Raw genomic sequence first — 20,813 nt, forward strand, 5'->3', positions numbered from 1 at the left:
CGGCGCTGAGCCGATGCGACACCAGCAAGCGGGTCACGCCGGCGCCGTGTTCGTGCACCACCTGATGGACCTGATGCTCGGCCTCGGGATCCAGCCCCGAGCTCGGCTCGTCGAGGATCAGAAGGTCGCGGTCGCTCCTGAGCAGCATCCGTGCCAGCGCCATCCGCTGCCACTGGCCGCCGGACAGTTGAACTCCCGGGCTGTCGTCCTCTTCCCCCATGCTGAAGTGCACGAGGCTGAGCATGGTGTCGTATCCGCGAGGGAGCCGCTCGACGGCGCCGTCGACTCCTGCCAGCCGGGCCGCATCCCTGATCCGTGCCAGATCGAAGCGCGTCTCCAGGTCGCCTACGCCGATGTTCTCCAGCGCGCTCAGGTCGTACGTCATGTAGTCCTGGAACACCATGCCGATCCGCCGGCGCAGCGACGCCGGGTCGAGCCGGCTCACCTCGACGCCGTCCCACAGGATGCGGCCCTTCGTCGGCTGGTACAGCCCGGCCAGGAGCTTGACGATGGTGCTCTTCCCCGCCCCGTTCACGCCGACGAGAGCCACCGACTGGTGCAGGGGGATGCGGAAGCTCACGCCGTTGAGCACCCAGGGTAGATCGTCGCCGTAGCGGAACCACACGTCGTCGAAGACGATCTCCTTTCGGAGCTCGGGTGCGGCGACCCCACCAGCGGTCGGCCGGTGGTTGTCCGTGGCCATGATGTCGAGGTAATGGCCGATGGACAGCAGGGCCTCCGACCCGACGGACAACTGGTGTACCACTGCCGTGGCGGCGCTGGCCGTTACCGGCAGGGCGGTGAGGATGATCGCGATGTCGCCCGGCGTTGCGCGTGCGGCGGACACATCCGCGACGACGATCCAGACCGCGAGCGCCATGGCCGCCACCGTCGCGGCGTCCAGAATCACCTGTACACGCAGGATCCGCAGGTCGAGCCCGCGCTGGGAAACGTGGATGGCCGCGAGCTCGGCCCGCATGCGCTCCTGGAAGAACCCGCCCAGCCCGAACACGCGCAACTCCTTGGCCGCCCGCGGCTCGTACTGCAAGCGGCTGTAGAAGTATTGGCGCCGCTGCACCGGGCTCAGAGCCGCCAGCAGACCGACGCGGTCCTTCGCCAGCCGCCGCTCGGCCGCCAGCCGCGGAATCGCGGCCGCGGCCAGGAGCAGCGCCGCGGTCCTGCTGACTGCCAGCAGGACGCCTACGAACCCGATCAGCTGGATCGTGCCCTGCAGCAGAGAGCGGGCCGAGCAGACCAACTGGTGCGGAGCGCCCTGACCGGCGCGCAGCGCCAGCTGAATCCGGTCATGGAAATTGGGCCGCTCGAACAGTTCCAGCCCGTGCAGGCTGTTGAGCTTGCCGAACAGCCGGTCCTGCACGATCATCTCAAGCCGTCGCGCGTGCTGGTCCTCGAGGTAGCTGACGGCGGCGTTGCCGACATAGCTCACCAGCAACGCGCCACCCAGTCCCACGGCGAGGAGGATCAGGGTGGTCGGAGGGCCCGTGACGCCGGAGCTCAGTTGGTCGATCAGCAGCTTGCCGCAGAGCGCGGCCCCCACCGGGCTCGCACCGAGCGCGAGTGTCGCGCCGAGCACCACGATCGTCGTCACTGGGGCGGCCCGCCAGGCGAGGCCCGCCGCGGTGGCGAACCGTCTGGGGGCTCCGTCGTCGATCATGAACGGAGCTCTGCGGTTCTCCGCAGTTCCACGGTCGGCAGCGCGTCCGCGGCCCCGGGCGTGGCCATGACCGTCCTGTCCGGTCCGACGAGGAAGAAGCTCGGGTACCGCTTGACGCCGAACGCCGTCTGCATCGACCCGCCGAGCGGTTCCTCGACCACGGTGCCGGGACCTTCCACGGCAGCGATGAGCTGGTCGGCCTCCTCGCGCTCGGCCCGTACGTTCACCACGACGATCATCGACTGCGCGCCGCCCGCCACCGCGTCGTCGGCCTTGGAGCGGATCGTTGGCAGTTGCTCCTCGCAGCTGTGGCAACCGGTGGCCACGAAGGACACGACGGTGACCGAGTCGTGCAGGTCGGCGGCGGAGACGGCGGAACCCTCCGTCGCGACGGCGTGAAAGTCCGCCACGGTTTCGCCGACGCCGAGGCCGCCCTCCAACGGGTTCTCCAACGCTGCGAATCGCGTGGTGTGGTCGCGAAGCCGACGGACGACGCCGAAGGTCAGGAACAGATTGGCCACCAGAATCACGGCCAGAACGGCCTCAGGAAGGGTCACGAGAACCCCTTTCTCGTCAGGTCCGGGTCGGATCGGAGAACAGTGCGTGTACGTCGTCGGAGAATGCGGCCAGACACACTCCGAGCGCGGCCGCGATCAGCGTCACCACGACCTCTCCGGGCTGGAGCGCGGTCGCGGGCGCGTACGCCAGGGCCGCCGCGCCCGCGGCCGCGACCGCCCCCAGCGCGACGTTACGCACGACGTGCACCGGTCCCAGCGGGGTCCGCGACGGTCCGAAACAAGGGCACGGGATCCGTCGGCGCTGACGTACGATCATCGCCACGAAGGCGGCGAAGCCCCACATGAGGACGGTGGCTGCGGCAAGTCCGGCCGGTGCCGTACCCGGCGCGATCACGAGGGCCGCCACACCCAGTTCGGCGGCAATGAGGAGCCGGACCAGCCGGCGGCCGACCGGTTGCCGTGCGACCTTCAGCAGCTCGCTGACGGCGGACTCGACGTCCGTCGGCCCGCGCAGCTTCGATACCACGGCCAGCACCAGGACGCCGGCGATCAAGCAGCGGGACAGCAGTGCGAGATAGTGCATGATCCCTCCTGGTCCGCGGGTCACTGACGTGACCGGGCCGATGGACGAGCATCGCGCCGCCGGCCCGGTCCGTCTGGAAGTGAGCGGATCAGCAGTAGTCGTAGATCTCTACTTGGCAGGTGCAGTGAAGACTGCTGTTCATGCAGCAGCTGTACAGGTGGATGCGCGAGGCGGTGGTACCACAGCAGAAGTAGTTGCACCGGTTCGCGACCGACGGGCAGTTGACACAGGCTGCCGCGTTGGCGGTCGCCTTCGGCAGCAGGGCGTTCACCGTGGTGTCGGCGAGTCGTCCGGCGAGCCGCTGGAGTGTTTGGACCATGGTTTCTCCCGAGACAGAGAGCGATCTTCTCCCTGTCCGACTCTGGCACTGCCGGGTGTGCCGCCGGTGTGGTCGCGGTATTGAAGCCCGGGCGCCGACTCGGATCTTGGAAGCACCTTTCTCGCGCGCTTAAGGTGGCCTTTATGCGCTTTGGGGTGCTCGGGCCGCTGGCCGTATGGACCGACCAGGGGGAGCCCGTCACGATCCCCGGGTTGAAGGTCCGCGCGCTGCTCGCCGACCTGCTGGTGGACGAGGGACGGCCGGTGTCGTCCGACAGACTCGTGGACGACCTGTGGGCCGGTGAGCCGCCGGTCAACTCCGCGGGCGCGCTCCAGGTGCGGGTCTCACAGTTGCGGCGCGCGCTGGAGGACGCCGAGCCGGGCGGCAAGAACCTGGTGGTCTCGCGCGCGCCCGGCTACCTGCTGCGAGCCGCTGACGGTACGGTCGACGCCGCGCGGTTCGCCGAGCTGCTGGCCCGGGCCGAGACGGCCGAGAGCCCGCGGACCAGGGCGGAGCTCCTGTCCGACGCGCTCGCGCTGTGGCGCGGCCCGGCGTTCGCCGACTTCGCCGACGAGGAGTACACCAGGTCCGCGATCCTCCGGCTGGAGGAGCAGCGGCTCTCCGCCCTCGAACAGCACGCCGAGGCGCGCCTGGAGCTGGGCGAGCACGGCCTGCTCGTGGGCGAGCTCGGCGACCTGGTGGACCGGCACCCGCTCCGAGAGCGGCTGCGGGCCGTGCACATGCGAGCGCTGTACCGGGCGGGACGGCAGAGCGAGGCGCTCGCGAGCTACGCCGACCTGCGCGAGCGGCTGGCCGACGAGCTCGGCCTCGATCCGGCGCCCGAGCTGGCCGCCCTGCACCAGGCGATCCTCGGACAGGATCCGGCTCTGAGCGGCCCCGCCGCCCGGCCCGCCACGAACCTGCCCGCCTCACTCAGCGACCTGATCGGGCGCGACGGCGCGCTGGCCGAGGTCCGTACGCTCCTGGAGCACAGCAGGCTCGTCACCCTGACCGGCAGCGGCGGCGTCGGCAAGACGCGGCTGGCCCTGGAGACCGCCACCCGGCTCACCGACGCGTACGCCGACGGCGCCTGGCTGGTCGAACTCGCCCCCCTCGACCGGGCAACCCGCTCGCCGGACGCCGACGAACGGGTGGGCGATCGCGCACGGCCGGCCGGCGTCGACGACCGGGCGCCGGATCTCGCTGGGCGAGCGCGGTCGGCCGGCGTCGACGAGCGAGTGCGGTCGGCCGGTGTCGATGGGCGGGTGGTGGCGGAGACCGTCGCGGCGGCGCTCGACATCCGCGAGGACTCCGACGGGAAGCCGCTCGCCGACCGGCTGGCCGGTGCGCTGGGCTCCCGGCAGCTCCTGCTCGTCCTCGACAACTGCGAGCACGTGATCGAGCAGGTCGCCGAGCTGGCCGGCCGGCTGCTGCGGGCCGCACCCGGGCTGCGGGTGCTGGCCACCAGCAGGGAACCGCTGGCGGTGGCCGGCGAGGTGCTGTGGAGCGTGCCGCCGCTGGACGTGCCCGCCGGCACCGACCCCGGCGAGGTGGCGCGGGCCGACGCGGTCCGGCTGTTCGTGACGCGGGCCGCCGCCTCGGCGCCCGGCTTCGCCCTCGACGCGGGCAACGCCGGGGCGGTCGCGCAGCTCTGCCGGCGGCTCGACGGGATCCCGCTGGCCCTGGAGCTGGCGGCGACCCGGGTGCGCGCGCTCGGCGTACAAGGGGTGGTGGCCCGGCTGGACGACCGGTTCCGGCTGCTCGCCTCCGGGCAGCGCGGCGCGCCGCCGCGCCAGCAGACGCTGATGGCGGTGATCGACTGGAGCTGGCAACTGCTGACCGAGCCCGAACGCGCCGTCCTGCGCCGCCTGGCCGTCCACGCCGACGGCTGCACGCTGGAGGCCGCCGAGGAGACCTGCGCGGAGGACGGGCTCGACGTGCTCGACCTGCTCGCGCGGCTGGTCGACCGCTCCCTGGTGGTCGTGGCCGACGGTACGGGGGGCATGCGGTACCGGCTGCTGGAGTCGGTGGCGGAGTATTGCCTGCAGCGGTTGTCGGAGGCGGGCGAGCTGGATCGGGTACGGCAGGCGCACTCGGCCTACTACACGGCGCTGGCCGTACAGGCTGAGCCGTTCCTGTATGGGCACTCCCAGCGGGAGTGGCTGCTGCGGCTGGACGCGGAGGCCGCGAACATGCGGGCGGCGCTCGACACGGCGGCCGGGGCCGGCGACGCGGCCGGTGCGCTGGCGCTGGTGAACGCGCTGGCCTGGTACTGGGTGCTGCGCGGCCGGCTGGCCGAAGGGCGACGGTCGCTGGAGTCGGCGCTGGCCATCGCGGACAGCGCGGCTGTTGAAGGCGGTGCGGTGGCCGCTCGGGCAAGGGCGGGGGCGTGGCGGGCGGGGTTCGCTCTCAAGCTGGGGGAGGACGTCGACTGGCGATCCGCTCTCGATCGGATCGAGGACCCGGGTGGGCGGGCCAGGGCCGAGTGGTTCCTCGGGTGGGCGGTGCCCGACATGCTGACCGGGCAGGAGCTGGTGTCGGGCGCGCTGGCCAGGTTCAGGGCCATGGGCGACCAGTGGGGGATCGCGGCGGCGCTGAGCCGGCGGGCGCGGGACGCCTTCACGCAACGGGACTTCGTCGCCCTGGAACGCGACGGTGAGGAGAGCGCGCGGCTGTTCCGGCAGCTCGGCGACCGGTGGGGAGTGCTCCAGGCCACGGAGTGGCTCGGCGGGCTGGCCGAGATGGGGGGCGACGTGGAGCGGGCCAGGCGGCTGTTCGCCGACGGGCTGCGGATGGCGGAGGACCTCGGGCTCTGGCCGGAGGTGGCTGGGCGCACCGCCTGGCTGGGCTGGATGGCGCTCCACGCGGGGGAGTTCGAGCGGGCCGTGGAGCTGTGCGGGCGGGCCCTGCACATCGCCTCCGGGCAGGGCCATTGGGAGATCTCGATCATGTCCGAGATGGGGCTCGCCTACGCCGAGCGCCGTGGTGGCCACCTCGACCTGGCGGAGGAGCACCTGAACCACCTGCTCGAAGGGATCTCCCGGGGCCCCGGCGTCGAGCCGGCCCTGCACCTGCCGGACACGCTCGCCGAGCTCGGCTACCTGATCGAGCTGCGCGGCGACGCCGCGACCGCCAGGAACCTGCACCTGGAGGCCCTGACGGCCGCGCAACGCATCGGCGACCCGCGCTCGGCGACGTGGGCCGTGGAGGGCTTGGCCTCCGCAGCGGCCGCCGGGGGCGACCACGAGCGGGCGGCCCGGCTGCTGGGGCTGGCGGCGGGAGTCCGCGAGCACAACCAGACGCCCGCCGCTCCGTCGGAGCTGGCCGAGATCGCGCGGGTCACCGGGGCGGCCATGGAGGCGCTGGGTGAGACGGAGTTCGGGGCCGCGTACGAGCGGGGCGGCAGACTGAAGCTCGACGACGCGGCCGACCTGGCCTGACGGCTTCCGCAGCGCTTACCGATGGCTCGCCATAATGATCAAGAGGATGATGACGCCCACGACGGAGAGGAAGATCTCAACCGCGCCCATGCCTTCCCAGGTGTTCTGCCTGTCCCAACTCTTGCGTCTTCTTTCCGAGTCGTCGCTTGACCGCTGGAGCCGCCGGAGATGATCATCCAACCCGCGCTGGCGGCTTCTGTCGAAGTCATCGAAGGGCATTGAAATATCCCCCTGTCCACTAAATGCCACTGTGTGTAATAACAATGGCACTTAACGTCGTCACCTGGGGGTGATACCGCTGTTGTCGACGACCGGCTCGAGGTTAAGGCGAGAGGCGGCGGCTCAGCCAGGCCAGGGCGAGCGGGTAGCGGTATTCGATGGCGCCATGCCCGGCGTCGAACAGCTCGAAATAGATCCGCTCGTCCGGCACCCCCGCCGCCTCCAGCGCCCGCCGGAACGCCGTGGCGCCGAAGTCCAGGTAGTACTCGTCCTTGGTGCCCGCGTCGACCCAGATCGCCCGCATCGACCGCAACGCCGCGGTGTACTCGGGCCGCGCCGCCATCACCACCGGGTCGCGCGCCAGCCAGCGCTCCCACACCTCGGGTATGACGGCGCCTGTGTCGTCGAACGGCAGGCGTACCGTGCCGTCCTCGTCGGCCGAGTACGCCGCCGCGTAGGCGTAGATCTCCAGCAGGTCGAGGTCGTCTTCCCTGGTCCCGGCGATCCTGCTGCGGAAGTCGGCCAGGAACTTGTCGTACGAACCGCCGTACATGTCACGCAACCGCCGCACGATCGGCGGCAGCATGGCACGGACGCTGACGTCGAACAGCGAGTCGCCCGCATGAGTGGCCAGCGCGCCGAACACGTCCGGCCGCAGCATGGCGGTGACCATCGCCCCGCCGCCCCCGCTGGACTTGCCGGTGACCGCGCGGTGGTCGCGGCCGGCCAGCGTGCGGTAACGGGCGTCCACCCACGGCACGACCTCGTCGCACAGGTAGGAGTGGTAGCGGCCGGTCGCGGGCGAGTCGAGGTACTGGCTGCCGGCCAGCGAGGTCCACGCGTCGACGTACACGATGATCGCGGGCGGCACGTCACCGGCCGCGAACACGCCGTCCGCCAGCTCCGGGTACGTCCGGCGGAACGGGGTCCGGTTGAACCACATGGCGACATGACCGGTGTAGCCCTGCAGCACGTAGATGGACGGGTAGCGCCGGTCGGGGTGGTCGTCGTACCCCGGAGGGACGTACACGTACAGGGGCCGCTCGTGCGGATCCCCGAGGGGGTTGCCGCGCAGCAGTTCGCTGTCGATGACGTTGTGGTCGAGGCGGCCGGCGAGCTCGTCGTACCAGGGCAGCATGGTTTTCTCCCGTTCTCGACCCCATATGGGCTCTTGGGATCAGCCTGCCATCTCCGCCTCGGCGGCGTGCGGCCGTCCGGGGCGTCGGGAGTCGCTAGGCTTCCTCCGTGGACAGCGCAGAACTGAAGAATCGGGTACGCGAGCTGCGAGCCGAAGGCAGGTCTCCGAAGGAGATCGCCCGCACGCTGGGCGTGTCGCCGTCGGTGGTGGCCCCGCTCGTACGCGCGGTGGCGGCCGAGGGCAGCGCGGCGGCGGGGGAGCCCGAGGTGGCCGGCTGCTGGATCAACGTCGGCTGGAGCACCGGCCTCACCGTCGACCCCGCCCGCGGCTGGGTCGACGAGAAGCCGTCGGCCGAAGGACTGGACGGCAGGGTGTCCGTGCTGGTGGCCCGGCGCCACACCTGGGACCGGATGACGGTCTGCGGCTACCTGGCCGACGTCTACTGCACCGGCGTCAAGGACCTGATCGGGCCGGATGTCATCGACGACCGGCAGCTCAGCCGGTTCCGCGAATACTTCTTCAGCGACTACGTGGGCTGGCAGGAGGCGCCGATCGAGCTGGCTCAGCATCTCGTGTTCGGCGCGATCGACTATGCCCGCACGATGGACCTGGAGCCGTTCGTGACCTTCGACTCGGCCTCCCACGTCCTGGGCAAGTGGGAGGGCGAGTCGTCGGCGATCACTTTCGGCCGCGACGGGAAGCCGTACTACGTCCCGGGCCCGAACGACGAATCCGGCAAGATCATCAGGATCTTGGAGAGGAAACTCGGCCCGTCAGGCTTCGACACCTCCGTTGGGTGATCCTTTCCACGACGCTCCGGCTATCAGAGTCGACGCGGTTCACCCGTAAAAGCGATACAGGGCGATCCAGAGAACCGCCACGTGGTCTTCGGAGGCGAATGCGATCACCTCGTCGCGGGACAGGTAGTCCTCAGACCAACGGTCCCAACCGGCATGCGCACCGGCAAAATAGCGACTCCGCTCCGGCGGGAACGCGGTGAGAAAGCGGTCTGCCAGCTCTGTTCGGCCGGCTTGTGTCTCGGCAAGCTGGATTCGCTCCTGCTCGGTCCGCGGGGATTCGCTGTAGTCGCCGTCGTTCATCGTCCAGCGCATCCGGCCGATCAGCCAGGCCCGCAGGAGGTCGGGGGCACCGGTCACCTCCTGCCAAGGCTCTCGACGATGCGGGGCATCGTCGTCTGGCTGATCGTCTTCGTCCCCGAACCTGGCTTGGGGCAAGGCAAGATTCCCGTCGGGGATCAGGGTTATCCGCTCGCCGGTGGACCCCAGGGCCCGCACACCCGAACCGTAGGGTCCGGGCCCGGCCGGCAGGGGCCCGGCGTCTTCGTCGTCGTCTTCCCAATGCTCGCGCTCCGCCAGCGGCGCGAACGCCTCCGGCAGTCGCTTTTCAAGAAGGGTGTCGAGCAGCCGGAAAATCTCGCCCGTCGCCGTAATAAGGTCGCCATGGAGGGATTGGTAGGTCACTGGCGCGGTGCTGTCCGCCACGGCCTCCAGAGCCTCTTCCCGCAGGTCGTCCACGCCGCAAACCCTGACGACGCGCCTTTCCTGATACAGGTGCGCAACCTTGAAGTCGGCCAGCTCCGCCGCCAACGATCCCATCTCTCTCGCTTAATCATCTGAAGGTGCAAGGGCAGGAAGCCACGCTTGAAAGCCCCCTCCATCGTGGAGAGGGCTCTGACCGGCATCGGCTATTGAGCCGCCTTGTACTTCTCCACGATGGTCGCGGCGATGCGGCCTCGCTCGCTCACCGGCAAGCCGTGAGCCTTGGCCCAGTTGCGGATCTCGGAGGACTTCTCACGGTTCATGGCCCGGGAGGTGGAGTCGGCCCCGTGGCCGCCACGCCCGGAGCGCTCGGCCCGGACGGGGCGAGCGACGGTGATGTAGGGTGCGAGCGCCTTTTCCAGATCTTCCCTGTTCTTGCCCGACAGGTCGATCTCGTAGCTGGTGCCATCGATGGCGAAGGTGGTGGTCTTCTCCGCTTCGCTTCCGTCGATGTCGTCAATGAAAGACTCAACGATCTGCTTGGCCATGCCGGCGCTCCAATATGTGTTATGAGGTTTCGGGTACTGTATCGCCTTGCAGGGGCGCGTCAACCACATACCCGAAAGATTGCTATTCCCAGAGAAGGAGGCCCAAACGGGACCGCTCCACATTCACCGGGGCCGCGACGTCTCCCCATCTTGCCAGTGTTCCAGCGGTACTTGCGCCGACAGGCGCCCTTTGAGCCCAGCTCGGACATCTTGTGGTAGGGGAAATATCCAGCTTCGGCTATCGGTCTCACAGGGCGAGTGCTGGGTGGCGGAATTCGGTGGCTCTGGATCACTGGGCAAATGTCTTCGGGAGATTGGGAAGACATAATGTGATGTCGTCTATGACGATCCGCGCCACCACCGCCCGGGGCGCTCGCCCAGACGACGGACGACCCGCATGAGGGTCTGCGCGCGCGTTACGGGAACGCCGCCCGCCGAAATTCTCCGGCCGATGACACGACAGGCTCCATGACGGCGTTGCTGAACCGCCTCGCAGGCAGTTCCGCCATGCGGCGTGGAGCGGTCGGCCCGTCCGATGCTCGGTAGAGATGATGACGACGAGTCGGACGTCACGGCAATTTGCCGGCCGGTCGCCTCATCGGGCCCCGAGCTCAGACCTCCCGCGAGAGCAGACCCACCGACGCGGCATGTACTCCCGCCTGGAATCTGCTGACCGAGTCGAGATTGCGCAGCAGCGCCGCGACGTGCCGACGGCAGGCCCGTACCGACATACCGAGCCGACCTGCGACGACCTCGTCAGTGCTGGGGTCAACGGGCCAAGTCGGCGATCAACACGGGTTCCAGAACTGCGGCCATGTTCCAGCTGAGTACCGACTGTACGGGTTATGGTGCGCCGATCCCGCCGGGACGACACCATCCTTCTCCGGTTGGTTCTCCCCGATGAGCCTCCACGTCCGGTGAACTCGTTTTCGAGGGAGAGGTGAAATCAGTTCCAACGAAGGTTCTTTCGGTCATCGCGTTACTTGTCGCAGCAGTGCTGAGATGTCTTGCTGTTCTGGCGCACCGGCCTCAGTCACTATGGCGAGTGCGTGCCGCCATAGTGACTGAGCCTCGATCTCATTTCCCGTTCTCCGATGAATATGGCCTAGAATGATCATCGTTCGGGCCTGGGAGAGTCGCTGACCCGTTTGTCGGCAGATTCGCAGGGCTTCTTCACAGTGATCTCTGCAGGGATTTATGTTGCCTAGCCCGAGATGTGCGGCGGCTGTGGCGCTGTGCGCCTTCCCCAGCGCCAGGGTGAATCCTTTGCCGGCCAGGTGGCGGGCGCGGTCGGCGTGTTCAAGAGCCTCCGCGTGCCGGCCATGGACACGCGCCAGCTCTGATCGTGCAAGCCACAGCTCGACGTGATTCTGCAGGTGACTGACCCGTTCCGCGATGATCGACGCCGCCGTGAGGTGGCCGTCGACTTCTCCGAGATGACCAAGCCGGAGGTTCGCCAGGGCCAAGCAGGTCAGTGCGCGCCCCTCAACCTCAGGGTTCTCGGTGCTCCTGGCCAGGGAGATCGTGTCGGACAGGACCTGGCGTGCGGAGTCATAGCGGCCAGCCTCCAGATGCACCTTTCCGAGGCATTCGAGCGCATTGGTCTCCGCATAAGCGGATCCGATCTCGCGTCCGACAGACCTCGACTTGTTGAGCGTGGCCAGGGCGCTGTCGAGCAGTCCCAGCTCTCGCTGGATCACTCCGAGGTTGGTGAGCATGACGGCTTCGAGCTGGCGCTGGCCATTTTCGCCGGCGGCCGCGAGCACCTGCCGTTGCCGCTCTTCCGCGTCGCGGAGGCGTCCGAGATCGAGATACAGCGCCGCCAGGTTGCCGAGACTGGATGTTTCGGCCACCCGATTGCCGAGATCCCGGTCGATGACCAGGGCCTGCTCGAATCGGTCGATGGCCTGCTCAGATGCCCCGCTCTGTGCTAACACCACACCGCTGGCCCGTAGGACCGCCGATTCACCCGCGCGGAAACCGGCCCGGCGCAGAAAGGGCATGGCCTGATCGTAGGCATCGAGGGCGGCGTCCAGGTCGGCGATCCGCCACCGGGCATAGCCGATGGACAGCAGCATCGCGCCCTGTCCCACGCCGTCCTGATCCGTTCGAGCGGCGTCGAGCCCGAGTTCGGCGATGCGCAGGCACTCGGCGATGGGCCGTCTCCATGTCAGGATGTCCCGCAGGGCATCGGCCAGCCGCCACACCAGAGAGCGAGGGCCGTGCTCCGCCGCTCGGGCGATCAGGACGGCAATGGTGTCCCACTCCCGATCGAGCCAGCTCTGCGCATCGGCCGCACTGCCGAAGGACAGTGGCGTCACGTCTGTCGCTGGTCCCGCAGCCGGTACTGGTTCCACCAGCCGTACGTCGACTACGTGTTCGGCCGCGTTGGTGATCGTCTGCAGGTAGAAATCCATGTACCGGCGGATCGCCGCCTCCCGTTCGCCGGGCAGGTCCTCTGTCTCACTCCGCGCGGCGGCATACGTGACCAGCAGGTCATGACAGGAGTAGCTGTTCGGCCCGGCGCTGACCAAATGAACCCGCGCCAGGTCGTCCAGGAGCTTTGCTATTTCAGACAGGGGATTGCCCGACAGGGCCGCCGCTCCCGCGACGGTGATTCCCGAGTTCGGCACCAGTCCGATCAGCCGAAACAGTCTCCGCCCCGCCGGAGAAAGCGTCTCAACCGATCGGTCGACCGCCCCGCGTACCGCTGTTCGCTGGTCACCGGCGACCTCGAGCTGGCTGAGCAGACCATGATCGCTGAGCTCTTTGACGTACTGGGCGAGCGTTTGGTGGGGACGATCCGCGAGCCGGGCACTCGCGACACGCAGGGCTAGAGGCAGCCGCGCGCAGAGTTCGGCCAGACGAGCGGCAGCATGTGGTTCTCTACGTATTCTGTCCGGCCCCACGAGGTCGGCCAGCAGATCGACGGCTTCGGCTGGATCGAGCACCTCCAGCGTGATCCGTCTGGCCGACTCCAACGCGACAAGCCCACTCAGCCGGTCTCGGCTGGTTGCCAGCAGCAGGCACCCGGGCTCTCCCGGCATAAGGGGACGCAGCTGCTCCGGCGCGGCGACATTGTCCAGCACCACGAGAACTCGCCGTTTCGCAAGGATCGATCGGTACAAACCGATCTGAGCATCCACTTCCACGGGGATGTCCTCGGCGGGTTGGCCAAGCGCTTGCAGCAGGCGCGGTAGAGCCTCGGCTGTGGTCATCGGTGGCGTCTGGTCGAACCCCCGCATGTCGAGGAACAACTGGCCATCGGGAAACCGATCGGCCAGGCGATGTGCCCAGTGGAGGGCGAGCGTGGTCTTGCCCACTCCCGCGGCTCCGACCACCAGAATCGCGTGCCGGCCTCCAGCGGAGAACTCCTCCAGCCGGTCGAGCTCGGCATGCCTTCCGACGAGCCGGCCCACCGCCGGCGGAAGCTGCCGGGGAACGAGACGTCGCACGGCTTTGCGCTCTGGCGAGGCCAGCGATGCGTCGTTCCGGAGAATCGCCAGGTGCAGGTGCTGGAGGTCGGATCCTGGTTCCACGCCCAGCTCGCTCGCGAGCACCGCATGGACTCGGCGGTACGCCTCCAGCGCCTCACCCCGCCTTCCCGATCGATGGAGCGCCAGAATGAGCTGACGCCAGACGCGCTCGTGAAGGGGGTGGCTGTCGGCAAGTGCTCGTAGCTCCCCGATCATTTCCGCGTGCAGCCCCAGCTCAAGGCGAATGTCGCTCCATTCGACTCGTACGGTGTGCGCCAACTCCTCCAGAGCACCGGTTCGGGACGTCACCGAGGAACTGAGCGCCGCGTCCTCGGCCGGGCGGCCCCGCCACAGCGACAGAGCGGAGCGGTACTCGTCGTTGGCGACAGCGAGGTCGCCGGCGTCCGCGTGGCGGCGCGCCTCACGTACCGTGTTCTCGAAGCTGAGCAGGTCGAGCTGGTCCGGTTCGAGGCGCAGGAGATAGCCCTGGTCTCGGGTGATGAGGTCAGGGATGACGGATCGCCGGAGTTGGGTGACGTAGCTTTGGAGATTCGACACCGCGGACGAGGGCGGGTCGTCCCACACACACTCGATCAAGTGCTCGATGGAGACGGTCACATTGGGGTAGAGCAGAAACACGCTGAGTATGGACCGCTGTTTTGGTGAAAGGTGGACGGGACGGCCTGCGCGGAGAGCTTGCACAGGGCCGAGAATGCCGAACACGGCTACGTCGAGCCTTCCTGCATCACGGAGAGATCGTGGCGACGTTGTGGCGCCTTCTTTAGCCCGCAGAATTCATAGACGGCGGAAGGAGGGTGGCTGTGTCGCGGGGAGGAGCGATGGGAAGTCTCGCGCGTTGCATCGAAACGCGCGCGGCGCCCCACTGGCCGTATTCACGTGGCGGACGAACGAGTTCATCGCTGAGACATCCCGGTTGGCAGTGCCTGGGCGGCGGCAGTTCCCGATCATTCTCGAGAACTTTGTACACCCGCCCTGCGAGCCCGCGCAAGAAGTACCAACCATGGGGCTAGAGCGTCGAGCGCTGGCGGGTCCGCTCGATGACGGCGCTGGTCGCCATGAGCAGGCAGATAGGACGTCGGCGGAAAACCCGCTGGTGGGGGGGACATGAACCCACGACCTCTTCGTCCCGAACGAAGCCCGGTGGACCCTCAGACGGCGTCACAACGACCTGAGGTGTCGCGCGCCATCGTGGCCAAAAGGGTCGTTCTGCCCGCCGGCTAGCCGGTGAGTCGAACATTCCGCATCCAGGGAATGAGGTATCCACGCGGGCGTTTCCAGAGTCAGGCGGCGAGGGTCGAACCGCGTACGACAAGTTTGGTGGCGAGTTCGATGTGGTTGAATTCGATTTTCTCGCCCGCGGCCAGGCGCAGCGCTGTGCGCAGGGCGACCGCGCCCATCTCGCGCAGCGGCTGGCGTACGGTGGTCAGCTGCGGCGAGGTCATGGTGGCGATCTCGGTGTCGTCGAAGCCGACGACGCTGAGGTCTTCGGGGATGCGCAGACCGCGGGCCCTGGCGGCCTGAATGGCGCCCATGGCGCTCTCGTCGCCGGCGGCGAAGATGGCCGTCGGGGCGGGGTGCAGGTCGAGCAGGACGGCTCCTTCTTCTATGCCGGAGGGATAGCAGAAGCCCGGAGTGCGGACATATTCGGGGGGTACGGGCACGCCCGCGGCCTCCATGGCGGCGCGGTAGCCATGCATGCGTGCTTGGTTGGTGGTCGAAGTCGCGGGGCCGCCGAGATAGGCGATGCGGCGATGGCCGAGGTCCAGTAAATGCTGGGTGGCGGACAGACCGCCGGCGAAGTTGGTGGAGCCGACGCTGGTCACACCGGTGTCCGGCAGGTTCAGCGGGTCGATGACAACCACCGGGAGATGGGCTTGAGACAGCGCGACGAGCTGGGCCGAAGTCGGCGCGCTCATAAGGGTGATCATCGCCCGACGCCCGGCGGCGACCAGGTCGCGAGCCCAGGAGACGCCCACGCCGGCCATGTCTTTCGTATAGGTGACGATGACCGCGACGCCCAACTCGGCTCCGGCCTCGACCGCGCCCTTGATGACTTCGGTGGAGTAGGCACACAGATCGTCCACGCCCAGCTCGACCGTGGCCGTCAGCTGTGGTTGGTCCCGGCGTGACGAGAGCGGCACGTAGCCCTGTTCCAGCAGGAGGGACTGCACCAGCGAACGAGTGGCCGGTGCGACGTCGGAGCGGCCGTTGAGCACCTTGGACACTGTGGCCACGGACACGCCGGCCGAGGCGGCGACGGTGGCCAGCGTGGTACGCCCGGGATTGCTCGGCATCGATCCCCTCTCTAACGCGCGACACCTACTTTAAGCTGCGACCAGCCGGGACGCCTCTGAATTAGCGATCACTTCCGCCGGCCATTCAGTGGTCGACCGACTTTGGCCACTCACCGAAGTTCCATGGGGACGGCGAGCGAGTGTTCTGGAGAGCCGAGCCAAATATGCTGGCCTTCAGAGCTTCCTGGTTTTCGTGCATGCCGTACACCTCCGGCAGCATTCCCGCGATGGCGACCTCCGCTCCAGTCGTCGACTTTCGGCAGACCTCCTCAAGCCGGGGATGGCTCCAGCGCTGAGACCGGAGCCCCGGCATGGGTTCTCTACTCGGAGCGCTCGACTGCGGCTTTTGGGAGTGCGAGCATCACGAGTGCCGTGATCAGGTAGAGCGCGGCGGAGACGATCAGGACGATGCTGAGCGCGTGACTGTAGTCGGGCAGCACCGGTGCTCCGGTGGCTGAACCGGTGACGGCGGTGAAGAAGATCGTGCCGAGAACGGCGATGCCGACGGCGCCGCCGATCTGGTTGACGGTGGAGAGCACTCCGCCTGCGGCGCCTGCGTTGCGTTCGGGGACGCCTGCGAGGACGACGTTGACGAGAATGGGTGCGGCGAGACCGAGCCCGAGGCCACCGATGAAGAGTGCGAGGGAGAGGAGCCAGTATCCGGGATCGTTGCCGTCCTTGACGATGTACCACAGGACGACCTGAGATGCCGCGATGGTGAGCGAGCCCGTGATCAGGAGCGTTCTGCCCGCTTTGGCGGCGAGAGCGACGCCGAGGCCGGAGGTGATGATCGAGCCGAGCGCGTACGGGAGGATCACCAGGCCGGTCTCCCACGCGGTTCGGCCGGTTCCGTTCTGGAGGTAGACCGAGAGGGTGAGGAAGTACGATCCGATGCCGCCGAAGAAGAGCACCGAAGCGCTCAGGCCGACCGCGAAAGCGCGGATTCTCAGCAGAGCCGGGTCGAAGACAGGTTCGTTTCCGCGTCCGGTGAGGCGGCGCTCGTAGGCGAGGAAGATCGCGAGCACCATGATTCCGGCTACGAGGAGGGCGTAGCTGACCCAGGTCCATCCCCATGTCTCGGTCTGGATGATCGGCAGCAGCAGGAGAAGAAGGCCCGTGGCCGCGAGGAGCGCGCCCGGTAGGTCCAGTCGCGCGGTCGAGGCGGAGCGGGACTCCGGCAGAACCTTCGCGCCGCTGATGAGCGCCAGGATCGCGACGGGCACGTTGATCCAGAAGATCGTGCGCCAGCCCAGGTCGAACAGGTTGGCGTCGACGAGCAGCCCGCCCAGCAGTGGGCCGGCGACCGAGGCGAGGCCCTGGACCGCTCCGTAGGCGCCAAACGCCTTGGCACGCTCGCCCGGAGCGAATGATGCCCGGATGATCCCGAACACCTGCGGGACCATGATGCCGGCGGTCAGTCCCTGCCCGGCCCGCATGCCGATGAGCATCCCCGGATCGACGGCCAGCGCGCACAGTGCCGAGGTGACCATGAACCCGGCCAGCCCGATCATGAACAGCCGTTTGCGGCCGTACTGGTCGCCGAGCCGTCCGCCGGTGATCAGGCCCGCGCCCAGGGCGAGGGTGTAGGCGGTGATCGTCCACTGGATCTGAGCGTCGCCGGCACCCAGGTCCTGGGCTATCGCCGGGGCCGCGACGGTGACGATCGTCGCGTCGAGAAGGTCCATGAAGGAAGCGAAGAGCACCACCAACAGCGCCGTGGTCGCGTCGGCGCTGGCGATGAGTGCCGGGGAAGCCGCAGCTGTGCGGATGCCCTCTCGGGGGCTCGGTGAATCGGTCATGTCGGCCACCATCGCCGGGATAGTTGCCATCGAGTGACCGCTATCGGTGGGAGAGTCGGACAATCATGGCTGCTACCTCCGCGCGGACGCTCAAGCTGTTGTCGATCTTCGGGATCGGTGCGACCCTGACCGCCGAGGAACTCGCCGCCCGGCTCGGAGCGTCGGTGAGAACCGTGCGTCGCGACATCGATACGCTCCGGGACCTCGGGTACGAGATCGAGGCCGTCCGCGGAGCAGGTGGAGGGTATCGGCTCGGTCGCGCTTCCCGTTTGCCGCCGGTCGTCTTCGATGAAGATCAGGCCGTCGCCACGGCCGTCGCGCTCCAGACCGTGCCGACGATCCTCTCCGGCATCCGCGAGAACGCGGCCCGCGCTCTCGCCACGCTGCACCAGGCGATGCCCGCGCGCAGCCGCCTGCACGCCGAAGCGTTCACCGTCTCTTCGGCCCGCAACTACTGGGAGTTCCCCGCGCCACCGATCGACGCCGAGATCGTCCGCGCCGTTGGCAGCGCGATCAACCGGCAGCACCTCGTTCGCGTGGACTACACCGGTGACGGCGAACCCGCCACGCTCACGCTGGAACCGCACCACCTCGTGGTCTGGGCCGCACGCTGGTACCTGGTCGCCTTCGCCCTGGATGCGGACCGATGGCGCGCGATGCGCGTGGACCGCATCAAACCACACATGCCCACGCACACCCCCTTCGACCGACGTGACATTCCGCACGGCGACCCCGTCGCCTTCGTCATGACCGCACACGACCGCGGAGACGCTGCTGCCGAATGGCCATGCCGCGGCTCAGCCATCGTCGCCCTGCCCGCCTCCACCGTCGCCCGGTTCGCCCCCGGCGGATCAACAGTCGGGTACGACACCGCGACCACGTGCCGACTCACACTCGGCGCATGGTCATGGCCAGGACTGGCAGGACTACTCCTCACCTTCGACGCCGACATCACAGACATCGAACCGGCCGAACTCCGGCAAGCCCTGCACTCCTTGCGCACCCGAATCAGCAAGGGGCTCGGGCCCGACCGACCTCACGGGTGACCTGCACAGCCGACGTCCGCGTTCCCCATCAGCCGTCTTCTCGGCATTTCCCTACCGTTCTGAATACCGAGGTAGATCGCGCGCACCTCCCTTGCGAGACGACTCGTGAGGGAGACAGGTGTGAAGGGTCCACGTACGTCAGAGGCCGGTCACTCGCATGGTGATGTTGAGGCGGCCCGAGGTCAGACCAGTGGCGGGGTCCGCGGTGCCTGGGTAGACCTTGGGGACGCCGTGGTAGGCGAAGCGTGAAGGGCCGCCGAAGACGAACAGGTCGCCGCTGCCGAGTCGCACGTCGGTGTACGGCTTGCCGCGTGTCTCCGTGTTGCCGAAACGGAACAGGCAGTCGTCGCCGATGCTCAGCGACACCACCGGGGCGGCAGAACGTTCGTCCTTGTCCTGGTGCATGCCCATTTTGGCCTGGCCGTCGTAGAAGTTGATCAGCGCTGTGTCGGGGGTGTAGTCGTCGGCGGGCTCGCCGTACGCCGCTGTCAGGGCGCGGCGGCCCAGGGCGACCATCCAGGCGGGGAAGTCGGCGACCTGGAGGCCGTTCACGTCGTTCGCGACGCGTGTGTACTTGTACGGCTGCCAGTGCCAGCCGACGCATACGGTCTGCACCGACATGACGCCGCCTCTGGGCAGCACGGTGTGCCGGATCGGGACCGGGCCCGCCGCCCACTCGCGGCACGCGCGTACCAGGTGCTGTTGCTCGTCGAGCGTCAGCCAGCCGGGGGCGTGGACGGCGCCTGGGGCGATCTCTCGCATCGGGAGCGGGATCATGTCGGGTCCCGGTGGATCAGGTTGCGGGTGATTCGCCAGGTGGTGCCGTCGGTGTCCGCTCCGCGCATGCCCTCCAGTGTTCCAGGGGCGGCCAGGGCGACGGCTTGCGCGGTGGAGGCGAAGCCGAACGTACGTCCGGGGTCCCAGTCGGTGCTCTGGTGGAGTCGTTCGCTCATCCGCGCCCAGCCCAGCGGCGCCCCCGCCACCACCCAGGCGTCCGGCGGACCTGCCGCGAACCGCCTGGCCTGGCGGAGCCACGACGCCGCCTCCTCCGGCCAATCGACGATCGCCAGCACGGTGCCTTGCCACATGTCACCGTCCCAAACGCCGCCTTCCCACCGGCCGCCATCCTGCGCGTCTTTCCGCGCGCCGCTCTCCCAGGCGTTCGCGAACGCCTCAGCGGAGGGGCCGGCGTCGCGGCCGTGACCGATCACTACGGTCTCCACGCGCGGCCGGGCTGCGGCCAGCAGGCCGAGCAGTCCGGCCAGTTCGGCCGCCGTATGCCCAGCCACCGCCTGTTCGCTCTTCCAGAGCTGGTACGCCTGTGGCAAACACACCGCGCACGGCCGGTATCCCGCCGCGATGGCCGTCACCTCGTCCGCGAAGAACACCCGCTCCTCCACGTACCCGCCGCGCGAGATCGCCCGCAGCGCCGACGGGCAGTCCAGCCGCCCGTACAGCCGCGCCCGCCGGTGCCCGCCCAGCGTCCCGGGCACCGCGCTGGTGTACGGCCACCCGTCGGCGCCGATCAGCGTGTACATCACGCGGCGTCGTGGAAGACGAGGCCCAGCGTGTGCCGCAGCCCCGAGCGGACCGTGCTCACGCCGTGCCGCACCGGCGACGCCGACCACCCCCGCGACGACTTCACGGGCCGGTCCCGGGTGGTGAAGATCAGTCCCCGGCCCTGCGGCAGCAGGGTCACCGTCCCGCGCGACTGGGCTCGTGGACGCTGCTCCACCAGCAGGAACTCGCCCCCGGTGTAGTCCTCGCCCGGCTGGTCGAGCCCGATGACCACCTGCAGCGGGAACACCAGATCCCCGTACAGGTCGCGGTGCAGGGCGTTCCAGTCGCCCTCCTGGTACCGCAGCAGGATGGGCGTCGGCTTGGTCTGCCCGGCTTCGTGGCACATGTCCAGCCACTCGTCGAAGCTGTCCGGCCAGGGCGCCGGTTGGCCCAGCCGGGCGGCCCAGTCGCGGGCGATCGGCAGCAGGTGCGGGTAGAACGCCGCCCGCAGCTCCGCCACCAGCGGTGGGAAGGGCTCGCGGAAGTAGCGGTACTGCCCGCGGCCGAACCGATAACGCTCCATGTCGATCGTGGAACGGAACCGGCTGGCCTCGCCGTACAGGGCGGCGATCTCCTTGCAGTCGGCCGGTGAGAGGACCGGCGGCGTCAGCGCGCAGCCGTACGCGTTGACCTCCTCGGCCAGGGCCGTCCAGTCGGCCTGCATGATCTCCTCCATCA

General features: G+C 68.6%; 16 protein-coding genes and 1 pseudogene. 3 read left to right on the plus strand and 14 right to left on the minus strand.

Features of this window, described 5'->3' with window-relative positions:
• Positions 1-112 precede the first annotated feature (112 nt).
• From AB0B91_RS06505 to AB0B91_RS06520, 4 genes and pseudogenes are all read right to left on the minus strand, one after another.
• Positions 113-1,675 (minus strand): annotated as a pseudogene (locus tag AB0B91_RS06505) (ABC transporter ATP-binding protein); the annotation flags it as partial.
• Positions 1,672-2,232, minus strand: coding sequence for a redoxin domain-containing protein (locus AB0B91_RS06510; RefSeq protein WP_358316614.1), 561 nt, complete (start codon positions 2,230-2,232; stop codon positions 1,672-1,674). The gene AB0B91_RS06510 and the pseudogene AB0B91_RS06505, both read right to left, overlap by 4 nt.
• Before the next feature lie 16 nt (positions 2,233-2,248).
• Positions 2,249-2,776: a MauE/DoxX family redox-associated membrane protein gene (locus tag AB0B91_RS06515; protein WP_358316617.1), complete on the minus strand. Its 528-nt coding sequence runs from the start codon at positions 2,774-2,776 to the stop codon at positions 2,249-2,251.
• Positions 2,777-2,864: 88 nt separating this feature from the next.
• Positions 2,865-3,095, minus strand: coding sequence for a hypothetical protein (locus AB0B91_RS06520; RefSeq protein ID WP_358316620.1), 231 nt, complete (start codon positions 3,093-3,095; stop codon positions 2,865-2,867).
• A gap of 143 nt (positions 3,096-3,238) precedes the next feature.
• Between AB0B91_RS06520 and AB0B91_RS06525 the strand changes: the two genes are divergently transcribed.
• Entirely contained in the window at positions 3,239-6,535 is a 3,297-nt protein-coding gene (locus AB0B91_RS06525) for a BTAD domain-containing putative transcriptional regulator (RefSeq protein WP_358316623.1), read from the plus strand.
• Between the two features lie 15 nt (positions 6,536-6,550).
• On the opposite strand, the gene AB0B91_RS06530 is transcribed toward AB0B91_RS06525, so the two are convergent.
• Entirely contained in the window at positions 6,551-6,754 is a 204-nt protein-coding gene (locus tag AB0B91_RS06530; protein ID WP_358316626.1) for a hypothetical protein, read from the minus strand.
• A 103-nt stretch (positions 6,755-6,857) separates the two neighbouring features.
• The gene (locus AB0B91_RS06535) at positions 6,858-7,892 is read right to left on the minus strand and encodes an alpha/beta hydrolase-fold protein (RefSeq protein WP_358316629.1); all 1,035 of its coding nucleotides are present in this window, start codon (positions 7,890-7,892) and stop codon (positions 6,858-6,860) included.
• A 107-nt stretch (positions 7,893-7,999) separates the two neighbouring features.
• On the opposite strand from AB0B91_RS06535, the gene AB0B91_RS06540 reads away from it, so the two are divergent.
• Entirely contained in the window at positions 8,000-8,692 is a 693-nt protein-coding gene (locus AB0B91_RS06540; RefSeq protein WP_358316632.1) for a helix-turn-helix domain-containing protein, read from the plus strand.
• A gap of 39 nt (positions 8,693-8,731) precedes the next feature.
• Here AB0B91_RS06540 and AB0B91_RS06545 read toward each other — a convergent pair whose 3' ends face one another.
• From AB0B91_RS06545 to AB0B91_RS06565, 5 genes are all read right to left on the minus strand, one after another.
• On the minus strand, positions 8,732-9,499 hold the full coding sequence (locus AB0B91_RS06545) for a hypothetical protein (protein ID WP_358316635.1): 768 nt from the start codon (positions 9,497-9,499) through the stop codon (positions 8,732-8,734).
• A gap of 98 nt (positions 9,500-9,597) precedes the next feature.
• Positions 9,598-9,939 carry an Lsr2 family protein gene (locus AB0B91_RS06550; RefSeq protein WP_358316638.1) on the minus strand — a complete coding sequence of 114 codons (342 nt, stop codon included), beginning with the start codon at positions 9,937-9,939 and terminating at the stop codon, positions 9,598-9,600.
• Between the two features lie 971 nt (positions 9,940-10,910).
• A complete protein-coding gene (locus tag AB0B91_RS06555; RefSeq protein ID WP_358316641.1) occupies positions 10,911-14,138 on the minus strand; it encodes a BTAD domain-containing putative transcriptional regulator in 3,228 nt (1,075 codons plus the stop codon).
• Between the two features lie 578 nt (positions 14,139-14,716).
• Positions 14,717-15,730: a LacI family DNA-binding transcriptional regulator gene (locus AB0B91_RS06560; protein WP_358316644.1), complete on the minus strand. Its 1,014-nt coding sequence runs from the start codon at positions 15,728-15,730 to the stop codon at positions 14,717-14,719.
• Positions 15,731-16,050: 320 nt separating this feature from the next.
• On the minus strand, positions 16,051-17,529 hold the full coding sequence (locus tag AB0B91_RS06565; RefSeq protein ID WP_358316647.1) for an MFS transporter: 1,479 nt from the start codon (positions 17,527-17,529) through the stop codon (positions 16,051-16,053).
• A gap of 65 nt (positions 17,530-17,594) precedes the next feature.
• Between AB0B91_RS06565 and AB0B91_RS06570 the strand changes: the two genes are divergently transcribed.
• Positions 17,595-18,575: a WYL domain-containing protein gene (locus tag AB0B91_RS06570; protein ID WP_358316650.1), complete on the plus strand. Its 981-nt coding sequence runs from the start codon at positions 17,595-17,597 to the stop codon at positions 18,573-18,575.
• Positions 18,576-18,713: 138 nt separating this feature from the next.
• On the opposite strand, the gene AB0B91_RS06575 is transcribed toward AB0B91_RS06570, so the two are convergent.
• The 3 genes from AB0B91_RS06575 to AB0B91_RS06585 are packed head-to-tail and all read right to left on the minus strand — an operon-like array spanning position 18,714 to position 20,811.
• Positions 18,714-19,337, minus strand: a complete 624-nt coding sequence (locus tag AB0B91_RS06575; protein ID WP_358316653.1) for an alpha-ketoglutarate-dependent dioxygenase AlkB — start codon at positions 19,335-19,337, stop codon at positions 18,714-18,716.
• A gap of 11 nt (positions 19,338-19,348) precedes the next feature.
• Positions 19,349-20,113, minus strand: coding sequence for an Ada metal-binding domain-containing protein (locus tag AB0B91_RS06580; RefSeq protein ID WP_358316656.1), 765 nt, complete (start codon positions 20,111-20,113; stop codon positions 19,349-19,351).
• A complete protein-coding gene (locus AB0B91_RS06585; RefSeq protein WP_358316659.1) occupies positions 20,113-20,811 on the minus strand; it encodes a 2OG-Fe(II) oxygenase in 699 nt (232 codons plus the stop codon). The genes AB0B91_RS06580 and AB0B91_RS06585 overlap by 1 nt, the downstream gene beginning before the upstream one ends.
• Between the last annotated feature and the right edge of the window lie 2 nt (positions 20,812-20,813).

The organism is Nonomuraea sp. NPDC049141 (genome assembly GCF_040648415.1).
Taxonomy (GTDB): domain Bacteria; phylum Actinomycetota; class Actinomycetes; order Streptosporangiales; family Streptosporangiaceae; genus Nonomuraea.

Excerpts from the sequence above, each read along its gene's own strand:
- AB0B91_RS06535 (WP_358316629.1), bottom strand. The coding sequence starts at position 7,892 with ATGCTGCCCTGGTACGACGAGCTCGCCGGCCGCCTCGACCACAACGTC.
- AB0B91_RS06585 (WP_358316659.1), bottom strand. The coding sequence starts at position 20,811 with ATGGAGGAGATCATGCAGGCCGACTGGACGGCCCTGGCCGAGGAGGTC.
- AB0B91_RS06570 (WP_358316650.1), top strand. The coding sequence starts at position 17,595 with ATGGCTGCTACCTCCGCGCGGACGCTCAAGCTGTTGTCGATCTTCGGG.
- AB0B91_RS06560 (WP_358316644.1), bottom strand. The coding sequence starts at position 15,730 with ATGCCGAGCAATCCCGGGCGTACCACGCTGGCCACCGTCGCCGCCTCG.
- AB0B91_RS06520 (WP_358316620.1), bottom strand. The coding sequence starts at position 3,095 with ATGGTCCAAACACTCCAGCGGCTCGCCGGACGACTCGCCGACACCACG.
- AB0B91_RS06515 (WP_358316617.1), bottom strand. The coding sequence starts at position 2,776 with ATGCACTATCTCGCACTGCTGTCCCGCTGCTTGATCGCCGGCGTCCTG.
- AB0B91_RS06525 (WP_358316623.1), top strand. The coding sequence starts at position 3,239 with ATGCGCTTTGGGGTGCTCGGGCCGCTGGCCGTATGGACCGACCAGGGG.
- AB0B91_RS06530 (WP_358316626.1), bottom strand. The coding sequence starts at position 6,754 with ATGCCCTTCGATGACTTCGACAGAAGCCGCCAGCGCGGGTTGGATGAT.
- AB0B91_RS06550 (WP_358316638.1), bottom strand. The coding sequence starts at position 9,939 with ATGGCCAAGCAGATCGTTGAGTCTTTCATTGACGACATCGACGGAAGC.
- AB0B91_RS06575 (WP_358316653.1), bottom strand. The coding sequence starts at position 19,337 with ATGCGAGAGATCGCCCCAGGCGCCGTCCACGCCCCCGGCTGGCTGACG.
- AB0B91_RS06565 (WP_358316647.1), bottom strand. The coding sequence starts at position 17,529 with ATGACCGATTCACCGAGCCCCCGAGAGGGCATCCGCACAGCTGCGGCT.
- AB0B91_RS06580 (WP_358316656.1), bottom strand. The coding sequence starts at position 20,113 with ATGTACACGCTGATCGGCGCCGACGGGTGGCCGTACACCAGCGCGGTG.